Here is a 14,013-nt window from a genome sequence, read left to right on the forward strand (position 1 = left end):
TCTTTGCCATGAACCGCAGAAACTTCCTCCGCTCGACCGCCGTCGCGGCGAGCTTCGCCCTGCCCGCCTGGAGCCGCGCCGCCACGCCGGCAATGTCGGGCGCCTTCGCGCCCCATCCGGCCAACGGCTGGCGGATCTTCGAACTGACAACGCACGTCGAACCCGCAGCGAGCGGTCCGACGAGCGTCTGGGTGCCGCTGCCGTCGATCTCCGACGCCGACTGGATCCGGCCGATGGGCAATCTGTGGCGGGGCAACGCGGAGTCGATGACCACCGTCACCGACCCGGAGTACGGCGCGACGATGCTGCACGCCGAGTGGCCCGACGCCGACAAGCCGGTCCTCGAGATCGTCAGCCGCGTCGCGACGCGCGACCGTGCCGTCGATCTTTCCCGACCCGGCGCGGTGCGCTCCTTGCCCGCTGCGGAGCGGGCGCTCTATACACGCGGGACCGAATTGATCCCCACCGACGGCATCGTGCTCGACACCGCGACCGAAATCGTCGGGCGGGCCCGCAGCGACGAGGATAAGGCGCGGGCGATCTACGAATGGGTCGTCGACAACACCTTCCGCAATCCGAAAACGCGCGGCTGCGGCCTCGGCGACGTGCGCACGATGCTCGAAGCCGGCGACCTGTCCGGCAAGTGCGCGGATCTGAACGCGCTGTATGTTGGGCTCGCCCGCGCCGCCGGATTACCGGCGCGCGACGTCTACGGCATCCGCATCGCCGACTCGCGTTTCGGTTACAAGAGCCTCGGCAAGAGCGGCGACGTGTCGAAGGCGCAACATTGCCGCGCGGAAGTCTGGCTCGAGCGCTTCGGCTGGGTGCCGGTCGACCCGGCGGACGTGCGCAAGGTCGCGCTCGAGGAGTCGCCCGGCGGGCTCGCGATCGACCATCCGAAAGTCGTCGCGGCGCGCCGGACGCTGTTCGGTGCGTGGGAGATGAACTGGCTCGGCTACAACTTCGCGCACGACCTGCGGCTGCCCGGAAGCAGCGGTGCCGCAGTGCCGTTCCTGATGTATCCGCAGGGCGAAAGCGCGGGCAGCCGCTTCGACAGCCTCGACCCGGCGGGCTTCCGCTACACGCTGACGGCGACCGAGCTCGGCGCGACCTGAGTTAGCGCGACCTGAGCGACGGCCGCAGCCACGCACGGAAGCGCCGCGCGAATTCCGGCATCGCGGCGCACAGCGCGACCGCGACGGCGGCGTTCAGCAGCGCGCCGACCATCAGCAGCTCGGCGACCGTCAGGCCGGCGGCGAGCAGGCCCGCGCCCATTCCGGCGGCGACGACCATGAAAAGCGCGTTGAGGATGTTGTTGCCGGCGATCACGCGCGAGCGATGGCCCGGCTCCGAGCGCGACTGCACGAGCGTGTAGAGCGGCACGATGAAGAAGCCGCCGAAGGCACCGATCATCAGCAGGTCGAACAGCACGCGCCAGGTGCCGGCCGAGCCGAGCAGCGCGCCCAATGCCAGCGGCACGCCGGACGCTGCGGGGGCCGGGCTCGCCCACCACAGATCGAGCGCGAACAGCGTCAGCCCGATCGAGCCGAACGGCACGAGGCCAACTTCGAGGCGCCTGCCGGACAGCCGCTCGCACGCGAGCGAGCCGACGCCGATGCCGACCGAGAACACCGCGAGCAGCAGTGTCACCGCGTACTCGTCGCCGCCGAGCACGTCCTTCGCATAGCCGGGAAACTGCGCGAGGAACAGCGCGCCGTAGAACCAGAACCACGAGATGCCGAGCACGCCGACGAAGACGTCGCGGTTTTCGCGCACGAAACGCAGATTGCGCACCGTCTCGGTCAGCGGGTTCCAGTTGACCGCGAGCTGCGGATCCGCAGCCGGCGCGTGCGGGATGCCGCGGCTCGCGACATAGCCGAGCACCGCGATCGTGACGACCGCCGCCGACACCCAGGCCGCGCCGTCGGGCAGCGCGATCAGCACGCCGCCGCCGATCGTGCCGAGCAGGATCGCGACGAAGGTGCCCGAGCCGACCAGCGCGTTGCCACCGACCAACTCGTCCTCTTGCAGATGCACCGGCAGCAGCGCGTACTTCACCGGGCCGAAGATCGACGACTGCGCGCCCATCAGGAACAGCGTCGCGAGCATCAGCGCGAGCGAGTCGACCGCGAACGCGACGACCGCGATGCCCATGACGGCGATCTCGAACAGCTTCGTCAGCCGGATCAGCCAGCTCTTCTCGTACTTGTCGGCGAGCTGGCCCGACGTCGCCGAAAACAGGAAGAACGGCAGGATGAAGAGCCCGGCCGCGAGATTGACGAGCACGCCGGGTGAAACCGTGGTGTATCGCGCCGCCTGGAACGTGATCAGCACGACGAGCGCGTTCTTGTAGACGTTGTCGTTGAAGGCGCCGAGGAACTGCGTGACGAAGAACGGCAGGAAGCGCCGTTCATTCATCAGTCTGAATTGGGTGGTCATGATCCTGCCATCGGTTTCGAGCAGCGCGGATTGTGCCACCGCGCCGCCTGCCGACGGCAGGAAACGTCATACCGTCTTGCCGATCCGTCCCATCAGCCCGCGCACGGTCTCGTGCAGATCCGCCGGCAGCACGACGAGCTTCGCGTTGTCGGCCGCGCCCATGCGCTCGATCGACGCAATGTACTTCTCGCCGAGCAGATACATCATCGGTCCGGCCTCGTTGCCGACCGCCGCGGCGACGCGGCGGATCGCCTCGGCCGACGCCTCGGCGAGCATCACTTGCGCGTTCGCGTCGCGTTTCGCGGATTCGAGCCGCGCCTCGGCTTCGAGAATCGCTGACTGCTTCGCGCCTTCGGCGCGCGTGACGACCGCCTTCCTCTCGCGCTCGGCCGCCGCCTGCATCTCCATCGCGCGCTGCATCGACTCGGACGGCTTGATGTCCTGGATCTCGACCGACTTCACCGTCAGGCCCCAGTCGACCGCCTCGTCGGCGATGCTCTCGCGCAGCCGCGCCTTGATCTTGTCGCGCGACGACAGCGCCTCGTCGAGCTCCATTTCGCCGACGATCGAGCGCAGCGTCGTCATGATCAGATTGCGGATCGCTTCCGAAAAATCGGTGACGCCATACACCGCCTTCACCGGGTCGGTGACTTTTACGAACGCGATCGCGTTCGTCAGGATCACCGCGTTGTCGCGCGTGATGACTTCCTGCTCCTGCACGTCGAGGATGATGTCCTTCGTGACGAGCTTGTACGCGACGTTGTCGAGGTAGGGAATGATCAGGTTCAGGCCCGGCTTCAGCGTCCCGTGGTACTTGCCGAGCCGCTCGACGATCCATTCCTCGCCCTGCGGCAGGATGCGCACGCCCTTCGCGAGGGTGACGCCGACGAAAATCAGTACTGCGATGACGACCAGCAAACCTTCGCTCACGTTTTCCCCTTTATGCCTTCGTGACTTTCAAGAAACTGCCTTCGACGGCGACGACCCGGACCCGCTCTCCCGCGGAAATCGCGACTTCCGACAGGCAGACCCATTCTTCCGCGCCGAGCACCGGGCGCTGGAAGCGCACCTTGCCGCGCGAAAATGGCGCGACCGCACCGACGAGCAGGCCAACTTCGCCGATCACGTCGCCGTCCGCGGTGCCGATGCGGGTCTTGTGCAGACCGGGCTTGAAGATGCTGAACCACAGCGACACCATCACGAGCGACGCGACGGTCCACAGCGCGAGCTGCGCGGTCAGCGACAGGCCGGGCGCGGCGAGCAGCACGCCGGCGACGACGAGGCCGCCGAAACCGAACCAGATTATGAAAAACGCCGGGATCGCCAATTCCGCGAGGATCAGCACGAGCCCTGCGATCACCCAGTGCCACCATTCAAGATTCATAACACCCTCCACGCCGCGATTGTATGCGGGCGGACACGGGAGGGGGGATGGATGACGGCCCGGGGTGTGACGGAGTGATCGGCGCGCAGCTTAAGCACGCCATGCGGCGGGGTCTGCGCGCCGTGACCGGCACGCGGTCGACGACATCGAAGAGTTCGGCGGCGAAGCGTTTTTCCGGCACGCCGCCGCGGCTCAGTGCCCCGGCTGCAGCCTCCCGAATTCGTCGCGAGCGCGCGATTCCTTGCGCCACCCGCCATGAGCCGTCGCGCCGCCCGGGAGCGGATGCAGCAGGTTGCCGACGCCGATCGCGGCCGGGGCGGGCGCGAACTGCTCGCGCCCGAACGCGAACGCGAGGAGCCGGCCGACGAGGCGCGGCGCGAGCGTGAGTCCGAGGAACGCCAGCCGCGTCGCGGCGCCGACGACGATCTCGCCGCGCGGGTGCCGCACCGCACGGACCAGCGCGCGGGCAACTTTTTCGGGACTATCGACCGGGCCGACCGGGCGCAGGCCGCGGCCGCTGAAATTCGCCGCCTGGCGCCACAGCGGCGTGTCGACGCACGCGGGCACGACGGTGCACACCTCGACGCGGGCCGTCTCGTCGAGCGCGAACTCCCGACGCAAGCTGTCGGACCACCCGAGGATCGCAAACGTGCTCGCGCTGTATGCGCTCTGGTAGGGCACGCCGACGCGCCCGCCGAGCGATGCGACGTTGATCAGCGTGCCGCGTCCCTGCCGGCGAAACTGCGGCAGCACCGCGCGCGCGCCGTGGATGTAGCCGAAGAGGTTCGTCTCGATGACGCGCCGGTAGGCATCCGACGGGCAGTCCTCGAACCTGCCGACCATCAGGACGCCGGCGTTGTTGATCCACGCGTCGATACGCCCGTAGGTGGCGACCGCGCGGTCGACCAGCCCCCGCAGCGCCGCCTCGTCCGCGACGTCGGCCGCGATCGCGATCGCCTGCCCGCCGCGCCGGCGGCACTCGTCGCTCAGCGCGCGCAGCGCCTGTTCCCGCCGCGCGACGAGGACGAGCTTCGCGCCATGCGCGGCGAAGCGCAGCGCCGCCGCGCGCCCGATGCCGCTCGACGCGCCGGTGATCGCGACGACGGCCTCCTCGATCCGAATAGCCATGATGTCCTCTCCATCGATCTCCCCAGATTGGGGGCAATCGGCGTGCCGTGCACGGGTCGGCATAGGGCTTGTCGTCGCCGAACCGCCGCGACAGACGTTTCGACGCGGCGGGTAAGCGCGTGTCGGCGAGGCGCCAGACGAAAGCGGCGTCGGGTCGGCCAATTGCGCAAACGCAATTCCAACGCCGCGAGTCGCCAGCGCTGCGGGCAGAACCTTTACCATCGCTTCGCCCGCCGCATCGTCGATCGCGTTCGGATCCGGCGCCGCCGCTGGGGAGCCGGGGGCGGTGCTCGCGTCGACGGCGACGCGCATTTCCCGAACGCATTGCGGAGTTCCGACGATTCCTCCCGCGCCGCCCCGAGCAGGCTTAACCCCCTTCCGCCCATCGCAGAAGCCATTCCGACGCCATGACACTTTCACTCAGCCAGATCATCACCCTCGCCGCCGCGTGGCTCGCTTACGCCGTCGTGCATTCCGTGCTCGCATCACTGACCGTGAAGCGGTCGATCACGGCGCGCTTTCCGGGTGCCGCGCACGGCTACCGGCTGCTGTTCAACGCCGTCGCGATCGTGCTCCTCGTGCCGCCGCTGTGGCTGACCTTCGCGTGGCGCGGGCCGCTGTTGTGGAGCTGGAGCGGCGGCTGGGGGTGGCTTGCCGACGGCCTCGCGCTCGCGGCAATCGTGGGTTTCGTTTGGTCGACGCGCTACTACGACATGAAGGTGTTCGCCGGCACCGCGCAGTGGCGCGACCGTGACGCGACGGCGAGCGACGACGGCGCACTGCGGCTGTCGCCGATGCATCGCTACGTGCGGCACCCGTGGTATGCGTTCGCGCTGGTGATCCTGTGGACGCGCGACATGGACGCGGCGCGGCTGACGAGCACGATCTGCCTGACGTTGTATTTCTGGCTCGGCTCGCTGCTCGAAGAGCGCAAGCTGCTCGAATTCCACGGCGATGCGTACGCACGCTACCGTCAGCGCGTGAACGGGCTGGTGCCGTGGCCGGGGAAGACCCTCGGCGCGGCCGAGGCGGACGCGCTGGTCCGCAACGCGCAGGCGACGCACGGGGAGGCACACAACGGTCGGCGCGACCGACCGCGACACCGGCCGGGGTCATCGTCCTGAGCGTGCAGCAGCGGCGCGCGAGGTCGGGATAAGCGGAACCGCTTCGCGCGGCCCTCGCCGACGTCGCACGTCGCAAGATGGCGTCGACGTGCGGGATTCCGGCGCCGCCGCAGGGGAAAAGTACCGAGCCGATGCTCCGGGGGCAGAAAAACGCACGCCCGCACGAAAACGAAGGCCGGCACCGCCGCCGGTGCCGGCCTTCGAATCGTGACGTCGTCTGCGTCAGAACTGCGTCGTGAGCGTCAGCCGCGCGTTGAGCGGCGCGCCCGGGCTGATGTTGTTGTCGCTGTGCGCGGTCGGGAAGTACTCCTTGTCGGTGAGGTTCTCGACGTTGAGCGCGAGGCGGGTCTTGCGGTCGTTGAAGGTGTAGTAGACCGCGCCGTCGACACGGGTGAAGGACGGCAGCTTCACCGCGTTCGTGAAGGACGTGTAGCTCGACGACTGATGCACGACGCCGAGGCCCGCGCCCCAGCCTTGACCGAGATCGAAGCGGCTCCAGATCGACGCCATCGACTCGGGGACGAGACCGACCTTGCGGCCCTTCGGCGCGCTCGACGTCGTCTTCGTGATTTCGGAATCCAGGTCCGCGTAGCCCGCGAACACCTGCCACCACGGCGTCACCTGACCCTGCAGGCCGATCTCGAAGCCTTCGGTGCGCTGCTCGCCGGTCTGCACGAAGAAGCCGGGGTTCAGCGGATCGGCGCTCCGCACGTCCTCGCGATCGAGGCGGAACACGGAGGCCGACAGCGTCAGCGCCTGCGCGAGATCCCAGCGCGCACCGACCTCGTAGTTGATCGCCTTCTCCGGATCGAGGTTTTCGGTGTTCGTCGCAAGGCTCAACTGCTCCCCCGCCGGCAGGAACGAATAGCTATAGCTCGCGTAGTAGGTCTGCGCCGCGCTCGGCGTCCAGATCACGCCGAAGCGCGGGCTCACTTCCTCGTCGGTGCTCGACGTGTCGGCGTTGGCCGCGCGCTTGTCGTTGAAATCGACTTCGAACTTGTCGTAGCGCAGGCCGGCGAGGACTTTCCACTGCTCGGACAGCGCGATCTGGTCCTGCAGGTAGGCTGCGAACGTGTCCGACTCGACGTTGTTGTTCGCATCTCCGCTAGTCGGATTGAAGCTGATCGCCCTCGCGAACGGACTGCTCGCCCGCACCGTGTTCGTACCCGTCGCGAACTGGCCGCTCTTGCGGCGGGTGTCGCTGTCCTGGTAGCCGAGTTCGATGCCGGCGAGCAGCGTGTGCTGCAGGCCGCCGGTCGCGAACTTCGTCGTGAGGTCGGTCTGGTTGAAGACGTTCAGGCGGTCGTTCGAGTTGTTGTAGGCCGAAATCGACAGAGCGCCCGCACCGTTGATCGCGCTGCCGGCAAAGACGTTCTCATAGAACTTGTCGTACTGCGTCACGCGCAAGCTGTTCTTCAGCTGCACGCCGCCGAAGTCGTGTTCGAGGACTGCGGACAGCGCGTCGAAGGTCGTCCGCGATTCGCTCTGATCCGCGTTGCCGAAGAAGCGGCTGTCGCTGTCGTCGAACGGCTTGCCATTGCGCGACGGCACGCCGCGGTCGGCGGTACGCTCGTCGCGGAAATGCTCGAAGCCGATGGTCAGCGCGGTGTTGCCGCCCGGCATGAAGGTGATCGTCGGATTGACGCCATAGCGCTCGAGATCGACACCGTCGCGGAAGCTGTTCGCCTTCTCGGCCACCGCGTTGAGGCGCCACGCGGCGGCCTCGTTGATCTTGTCGCCGACGTCGACGCTGCCGCGCAACTGGTCCCAGCTGCCGACGGTGAAGCTCGCTTCGCCGACATGGCCGAACACCGGGCGCTTCGTCACGCGATTGACGACACCGCCCGCGCCACCGCGGCCGAACACCATGCCGCCCGGCCCTTTCAGCACTTCGACGCGCTCGACGTTGTAGAGGTCGCGGAAGATCTGCGCGTCGTCGCGGATGCCGTTCACGAAGAAGTCCGCGGTCGTGTTGTTGCCGCGGATCACCATCTGGTCGCGGTTGCCTTCGCCCTGCGCGGCGGTCGTGCCGGGCACGTAGCGCATCACGTCGGACATCCCGCGCATCGCCTGGTCCTTGATGACCTCTTCGGGCACGACCGTGATCGATGCCGGCACTTCCTTCAGCGGCGTGTCGGTCTTCGTAAAAGTGGCCGAGCGCGTCGCGCGATAGCCCTGCACCGGCCCGTCCGCACGCTCCGCTTCGCCCTTGACGAGCACCGGGGACAGCACCGCGTCGGCGGCATGCGAGACGTTGGCGGCGCCGAGCGTGGCGAGTGCGCCGAGGACGGCGACGGTCGCCGGCCTCATGCGGATCTGAAACGACATCTGAAACTCCTTGCTGAATTTTGGCTGGCTTGGAGAGATGTCGCCTGGCTTGCCGGGAAAACGGGAGAACCAATCTGGAATGCCCGGGCAGTGCCGTTGCATAAGTGATGGCAGCTCGCATCATAAATGCGAAGCATTCTCAAAGGCAAGGCGTTTCCGGATGTGTTGCGCCCGAACCGGGAACCGTTCCCGGAGCCTAATTCCCTCGCGTAATGGCGGTCTCCGTCCTCGATCGGAGCGCTTCACGTTGCTGGAGGGGCGTGCGCCGCGGAAGCTGCCAGAGCACCAGTCGGCATCGACTGCATCGCTGCAGTCCGGTCGCCGCAGAAACGCATTCGCCCGCGCGCCCTGCAGTCGCTGCGCCGACTTTGCCACGACCGCTGGCCCTCTCGCCCCGACGAACGGAGGACATTCGGATGATCTACGAGCTGTATTACTGGCCGGGAATCCAGGGCCGCGGCGAGTTCGTCCGGCTCGCGCTTGAGGAAGCGGGCGCCGACTACGTGGACGTGGCGCGCGGACCGGACGCGGACGGCGGCGGCGTCGCTGCGCTCACCGCGCTGCTCGACGATGCCGGCTGCGAGCGTCCGCCGTTTGCGCCGCCGTTCCTGAAAGCGGGCGAGCTCGTGATCGGCCAGACCGCTGCGATCCTGCTGTTCCTCGGCCCGCGGCTCGGCCTCGCGCCGCCCGACGAGACCGGACGGCTATGGGCGCACCAGCTGCAGCTGACGATCGCCGACGCCGTCGCCGAAGCCCACGACGTCCACCACCCGATCGCCGGGAGCCTCTACTACGAGGACCAGAAACCCGAGGCGGCGCGGCGCGCGGCGGATTTCACGCAAGGGCGGATGCCGAAGTTTCTCGGCTATTTCGAACAGGTTCTCGCGCGCAACCGCTGCGGCACCGGGTGGGCGGTCGGCGATGCGGAGAGCTACGTCGACCTGTCGCTGTTCCAGCTCGTCGCCGGCCTGCGCTATGCGTTCCCGCACGCGATGGCGGGCCTCGAACCGGCACTTCCGCGCCTCGTCGAGGTTTACGCCCGCGTCGCCGCCCGTCCGAACATCGCCGCCTATCTCGCGTCGCCGCGCCGCCAGCCGTTCAACGAGTCCGGCATCTTCCGCCACTATCCCGAACTCGACCCGTGCCCCCCGCCGGCGCTCTTGTCGTCATAGAAGTGCAGCGTCGGAAAAACGCCGCCCTCGCGCAACTCGAGCATGCCCCACGAATAGCGCGGATTCGTCCGCTTGTCCGTCGGCGAGCCGGGATTCATCACCCAGACCTCCCCGTGACGGGCGCAGTACGGCGCGTGGCTGTGGCCGAACAGGATCACGTCGACGTCCCCCGGCGCGAACGCGTCGAGCGCCCGCGCGAGCGTGGTCCTGCCGACACCGTCGCCGTGCGTCATCCCGATTCTCACGCCGCCGACGTCGAGCACCTTGCGCCGGCCGAAGCGTTGCTGCAGTTCCGGCCCGTCGTTGTTGCCGGCGACTGCATCGAACGGCGCGACCGCGGCGAAGTGTCGAGCCACTTCGGGCGCGGTGAAATCACCGAGATGCAGGATCAGCCCGACCTCCTCGCGGGCGAACCCCTCGCGCAGCGCTCGCGGCAGCGCCTTCGCGAAGTGCGGCATGTGGGTGTCGGAGACGACGGCGATTTTCATGGCTGGCTCAGCGAGATGACCAGGGACTGGAAATTGGCGGCTCCGGACGACGAGTCGGGAGGCCGGGAGTCGGACAGCAGATGCGGCGGGCACGTTCATCGAGCACGCGCCCGTCGAACGGAGGACGGCTGAATGTGCGGACGCTACGCCTTGTTCGGGCCCTCGTCGCGGCTACGCGAGCAGTTCGGCATCCAGACGGAATTCGAGTGGGCCGCCGCCTACAACGTGGCGCCGAGCCAGACAGTGCCGGTGATCCGCGCCGCGCAGGGCGGCCGCCGCGAAATCGTGCTGGCACAGTGGGGACTGCTGTCGTCGCCGGTCCCGGCAATCGGCAAGGAACCCCGGCCGGTGAATGCGAAGCTCGAAACGGCGGCCGGCAAGCCGCTGTTCCGCGCTGCATTCCGGCACTCGCGCGTCCTCGTGCCGGCCTGCGGCTTCTATGAATGGCGGCGCGGGCCGGACTCCAAGCAGCCGTATTTCATCCGCCCCCCGGGCGGCGAGTCGCTGTTCGGCTTCGGTGGCCTCCTCGCGCACCGCGATGGCCCTGACGAGCCGGTGCGATCGTTCGCGATCCTGACGACGGCCGCGAACGAGTCCGTCGCGCCGATCCACGAGCGGATGCCGGTCATCGTCGCGCCGGAGCATTACGCCGCCTGGCTCGACCCGGAGGTCACCGACGTCGACCTGCTCGTCGATATCGCGCAGCGCTACGACCCCGAGCGGATCGAGGCATTTCCGGTCGACCGCGCGGTCGGCAACGCGCGCGCCCAGGGACCGCAACTCGTGGCTCCGATCCTGCCCGCGAAGGACCAGCCGTAGCGTCGACGGATGCAGCATTCGGGCTGCCATCGGGACGTGCGGGGAGTGTCCGGAATCTGCGGGGTGTCGCCTCGCTCGGGCGGTCGAGTCGGCGGGCCCGCTGCGGCAAAGGCCGGAATGGAGCGGGTCTGCGCCTTGCAGCGTGGCGCGCAACGGCGGCGCTGCTCGCGTCATCGCGCGCCCCCCGTGCCACCGGTTCTGGCTTGCCTCGGGTCGCCTCCCCGTATACCCTGCGCGTCGAAAGTAGAACTTAAAATACATCTTTAAAGGAGCCCTCCCCAATGCCCTCCCCTCGCACGATCGAACTCGTCAAGGCCACGGTCCCGGCGCTGCAAGCGCACGGGCTCGCATTGACGACCCATTTCTACGACCGCCTGTTCTCCAACGAGCCCGAGCTGAAGAACATCTTCAACCTCGGCAACCAGGCCGGCGGCCAGCAGCAGCAGGCGCTGGCGCTCGCCGTGCTCGCATATGCGCAGAACATCGAGAACCCGTCGGCGCTGGCACCGGTCGCGTCGCGCATCGCGCACAAGCACGCGAGCATCGGCATCCGGCCGGACCACTACCCCATCGTCGGCCGGCATCTGCTGGCGTCGATCCGCGAGGTGCTCGGCGAGGCTGCGACCGACGAGATCATCGCCGCGTGGGCCGAAGCCTACGGCGAGCTCGCCGACGTGCTGATCGCGGCCGAGACCGAGCTGTACCGCGCGTCCGCGGCGGCGCCGGGCGGTTGGAGCGGATGGCGTGAGTTCGTCGTCGACCGCAAGGTGCGCGAGAGCGAGCTGATCACGTCGTTCTACCTGCGCCCCGCGGATGGTGGCGCGCTGCCGCCGTTCGTCCCCGGTCAGTTCATCAGCATCGTGCTGTACATCCCGGAGCTCGGCGTCGAGCAGATCAGGCAGTACAGCTTGTCCGAAGCACCGAACAACAGCTATTTCCGCATTTCGGTGAAGCGCGAAGGCCAGGACCCGGCGGGTGCGGTGTCTAACCGGCTGCACGACGCGGTCGCGGTCGGCGAAACACTGGCTGTCGCCGCCGTACGGGGACTTCTACCTGCACGAGGAGCGTGACACGCCGGTCGTGCTCGTCAGCGGCGGCGTCGGCCTGACGCCGATGATCAGCATGTTGAACGCGCTCGCGCCGACGCATCGCCGCGCGGTATTCGTGCACGGCGCACGCAACGGACGCGTGCACGCGCTGAAAGGCCACGTCGAGCAGCTCGCCGCCGACCGCGCGCACGTCGAACACGTCGTGTTCTACGACGCACCGGCTGCGGACGACGTCGCGGGACGCGACTATCACTTCGAAGGCATCGTCGACCTCGAACGGATCCGCGCGCGCATCGAACTCGCCGACGCCGACTACTACCTCTGCGGCCCGCTGCCGTTCATGCTGAAGCAGCGCGACACGCTCCTCGGATGGGGAATCCCGCGCGACCGCATCCATTACGAAGTGTTCGGACCGGACCAGCAGATCGCCGCGTAAGCGCAGCCGGCGGCGGCGCCCGCGCGGGCGGCTGTGACCTTCGCAGGACGAGCTCGGTTGCGCGGTGAAGCGGCACGTCGCGGCCGCGCCGCCGCTCGTCCCGCCGCAGGGCCCTGAGCCTGGGCCCGTTCGGGGCCGAGTCGCGATCGATCTCGGCGCTCCGGTCGGACCGGCGGCCACCGCGCACTCGCGCCGTCGTGCCCCGCCTTACAAGCCCTTGTAACTTCTCCCGCAGCGATCTACGTTGAAGCGGGGCGAAAACCAGCAAGCACGCCGCCCGGCCTACGCGCCCCGCGGCCGACATCTGCCCGCCATGGGCACACCCATTGCTGATAGCGAACGGTCTGAGGGCCCGGCGTACCGAACGCGGCCCGCATCCAGACACGTTACACCCCGTTTTAATTGCCAGCTGAGGAGACGTTGAAATGAGATCGCAGCGTGAGCATGGACATGGTCAGCAGGGTTACGACCAGGAACGGTCCGGTCAGCATTCGCAACAGGGCCAGCAGGGCTGGGGCCAGCAACCGCAGCAGAGCCATGGCCAGCAAGGCTACGGCCAACACCAGTCCCAGCAGGGAATCGGCCAGGGCCAGGGTTACGGACAACAGGGCTACGGCCAGCAGGGCTGGGGCCAGCAGCACGAACAAGGGTTCGGCCAGCAAGGCTACGGACAGCAGCAGCCGCAGCAAGGGTTCGGGCAAAGCTACGGACAGCAGGGCTATGGCGAGCACGGTTACGGGCAGCAGCACGAACAGGGCTTCGGGCAGCAGGGTTGGGGCCAGCAGTCCCAGCAGGGATACGGCCAGGGCTACGGCCAGCATCAGCCGCAGCAGGGCTTCGGCCAGAGCTACGGGCAGCAGGGTTTCGGCCAGCAGCACGAGCGCGGCTTCGGTCAGCAGGGCTACGGCCAGCAGAGCTACGGGCAGCAGCAACCGCAGCAGGGCTATGGGCAAAGCTACGGGCAATACCAGCCTCAGCAGGGGATGGGACAAATCAGCTACGGGCAGTACCAGCCACAGCAAGGGATGGGACAAAGCTACGGCCAGCAGCACGAGCGTGGTTTCGGCCAGCAGCAGGGGCATGGCAGCCAGCAGGGCTACGGCATGTCCGGCCAGCAGGATTGGGGTCAGCAGTCGCAGCAGGGCATGATGGGCGGCCAGACCCAGACGAGCAGCGGCTACGGCGGATTCCGCGGCGGAATGCAGGCCGGCTGGGGCCAGACTGAAACCTCACGCAGCCGCAAAGGACCGAAGAACTACGCGCGTTCGGATGAGCGCATCCGCGAGATGGTCTGCGAGCGCCTGGTCGACGAGCAAGGCGTCGACGTCAGTGAAGTCAGCATCGAAGTGAAGAACGGCCGCGTGGAGCTGGAAGGCACGGTGCCGTCGCGCCAGATGCGCCACCGCATCGAAGACATCGTGGACGACTGCTGGGGCGTGCAGGACATCGAAAACCGCCTCCGCGTGCAGACGCAGCAGTCGGGCCAGTCGGGTCAGGAATCGCGCAGCGGCAGCGAACAGGGCCGCAGCGGCTCGTCGTCGGGCGGCTTCTCGGGCCTGTCGGGGTCGTCCTCGACGAAATCGGGCACCGAATCCCGGGGCAAGGGCAAGGAAGAGTAATAGCGCACGCAGCCGGTGCCGCGCCGA

13 protein-coding genes are annotated in these 14,013 nt (G+C 68.1%); 7 read left to right on the plus strand and 6 right to left on the minus strand.

The features are described from left to right. The first annotated feature begins 8 nt into the window (after positions 1 to 8). Positions 9 to 1,115, plus strand: a complete 1,107-nt coding sequence (locus tag ROZ37_RS07130; protein ID WP_312658531.1) for a transglutaminase domain-containing protein — start codon at positions 9 to 11, stop codon at positions 1,113 to 1,115. A gap of 1 nt (position 1,116) precedes the next feature. On the opposite strand, the gene ROZ37_RS07135 is transcribed toward ROZ37_RS07130, so the two are convergent. From ROZ37_RS07135 to ROZ37_RS07150, 4 genes are all read right to left on the minus strand, one after another. Beyond that, on the minus strand, positions 1,117 to 2,439 hold the full coding sequence (locus ROZ37_RS07135; protein WP_312658532.1) for an MFS transporter: 1,323 nt from the start codon (positions 2,437 to 2,439) through the stop codon (positions 1,117 to 1,119). 66 nt (positions 2,440 to 2,505) lie between these two features. Beyond that, positions 2,506 to 3,369: an SPFH domain-containing protein gene (locus tag ROZ37_RS07140; protein WP_312658533.1), complete on the minus strand. Its 864-nt coding sequence runs from the start codon at positions 3,367 to 3,369 to the stop codon at positions 2,506 to 2,508. A 10-nt stretch (positions 3,370 to 3,379) separates the two neighbouring features. Further along, the gene (locus ROZ37_RS07145) at positions 3,380 to 3,823 is read right to left on the minus strand and encodes an NfeD family protein (protein ID WP_312658534.1); all 444 of its coding nucleotides are present in this window, start codon (positions 3,821 to 3,823) and stop codon (positions 3,380 to 3,382) included. Between the two features lie 192 nt (positions 3,824 to 4,015). Beyond that, positions 4,016 to 4,951 carry an SDR family oxidoreductase gene (locus ROZ37_RS07150; RefSeq protein ID WP_312658535.1) on the minus strand — a complete coding sequence of 312 codons (936 nt, stop codon included), beginning with the start codon at positions 4,949 to 4,951 and terminating at the stop codon, positions 4,016 to 4,018. A 407-nt stretch (positions 4,952 to 5,358) separates the two neighbouring features. On the opposite strand from ROZ37_RS07150, the gene ROZ37_RS07155 reads away from it, so the two are divergent. Next, a complete protein-coding gene (locus tag ROZ37_RS07155; RefSeq protein WP_312658537.1) occupies positions 5,359 to 6,075 on the plus strand; it encodes a hypothetical protein in 717 nt (238 codons plus the stop codon). A 222-nt stretch (positions 6,076 to 6,297) separates the two neighbouring features. Here the strand turns inward: ROZ37_RS07155 and ROZ37_RS07160 are convergent, their stop codons facing one another. Beyond that, on the minus strand, positions 6,298 to 8,403 hold the full coding sequence (locus ROZ37_RS07160; protein WP_312658538.1) for a TonB-dependent siderophore receptor: 2,106 nt from the start codon (positions 8,401 to 8,403) through the stop codon (positions 6,298 to 6,300). A 416-nt stretch (positions 8,404 to 8,819) separates the two neighbouring features. Between ROZ37_RS07160 and ROZ37_RS07165 the strand changes: the two genes are divergently transcribed. After that, complete coding sequence (locus ROZ37_RS07165) at positions 8,820 to 9,575, plus strand: glutathione S-transferase (RefSeq protein WP_312658539.1); 756 nt, start codon at positions 8,820 to 8,822, stop codon at positions 9,573 to 9,575. On the opposite strand, the gene ROZ37_RS07170 is transcribed toward ROZ37_RS07165, so the two are convergent. Beyond that, positions 9,527 to 10,063: a metallophosphoesterase family protein gene (locus ROZ37_RS07170; RefSeq protein ID WP_312658540.1), complete on the minus strand. Its 537-nt coding sequence runs from the start codon at positions 10,061 to 10,063 to the stop codon at positions 9,527 to 9,529. The genes ROZ37_RS07165 and ROZ37_RS07170 overlap by 49 nt on opposite strands. 132 nt (positions 10,064 to 10,195) lie before the next feature. Here ROZ37_RS07170 and ROZ37_RS07175 point away from each other — a divergent pair, with 132 nt between their 5' ends. From ROZ37_RS07175 to ROZ37_RS07190, 4 genes are all read left to right on the plus strand, one after another. Continuing rightward, positions 10,196 to 10,882, plus strand: a complete 687-nt coding sequence (locus ROZ37_RS07175) for an SOS response-associated peptidase (protein ID WP_312658541.1) — start codon at positions 10,196 to 10,198, stop codon at positions 10,880 to 10,882. Between the two features lie 281 nt (positions 10,883 to 11,163). Then, positions 11,164 to 11,952: a globin domain-containing protein gene (locus ROZ37_RS07180; RefSeq protein WP_312658542.1), complete on the plus strand. Its 789-nt coding sequence runs from the start codon at positions 11,164 to 11,166 to the stop codon at positions 11,950 to 11,952. A 10-nt stretch (positions 11,953 to 11,962) separates the two neighbouring features. Continuing rightward, a complete protein-coding gene (locus ROZ37_RS07185) occupies positions 11,963 to 12,367 on the plus strand; it encodes a hypothetical protein (RefSeq protein WP_312658543.1) in 405 nt (134 codons plus the stop codon). Positions 12,368 to 12,792: 425 nt separating this feature from the next. Then, positions 12,793 to 13,986, plus strand: coding sequence for a BON domain-containing protein (locus ROZ37_RS07190; RefSeq protein ID WP_312658544.1), 1,194 nt, complete (start codon positions 12,793 to 12,795; stop codon positions 13,984 to 13,986). Positions 13,987 to 14,013 lie beyond the last annotated feature (27 nt).

This window comes from Aromatoleum sp. (assembly GCF_032027225.1).
Taxonomy (GTDB): Bacteria; Pseudomonadota; Gammaproteobacteria; order Burkholderiales; family Rhodocyclaceae; genus Aromatoleum.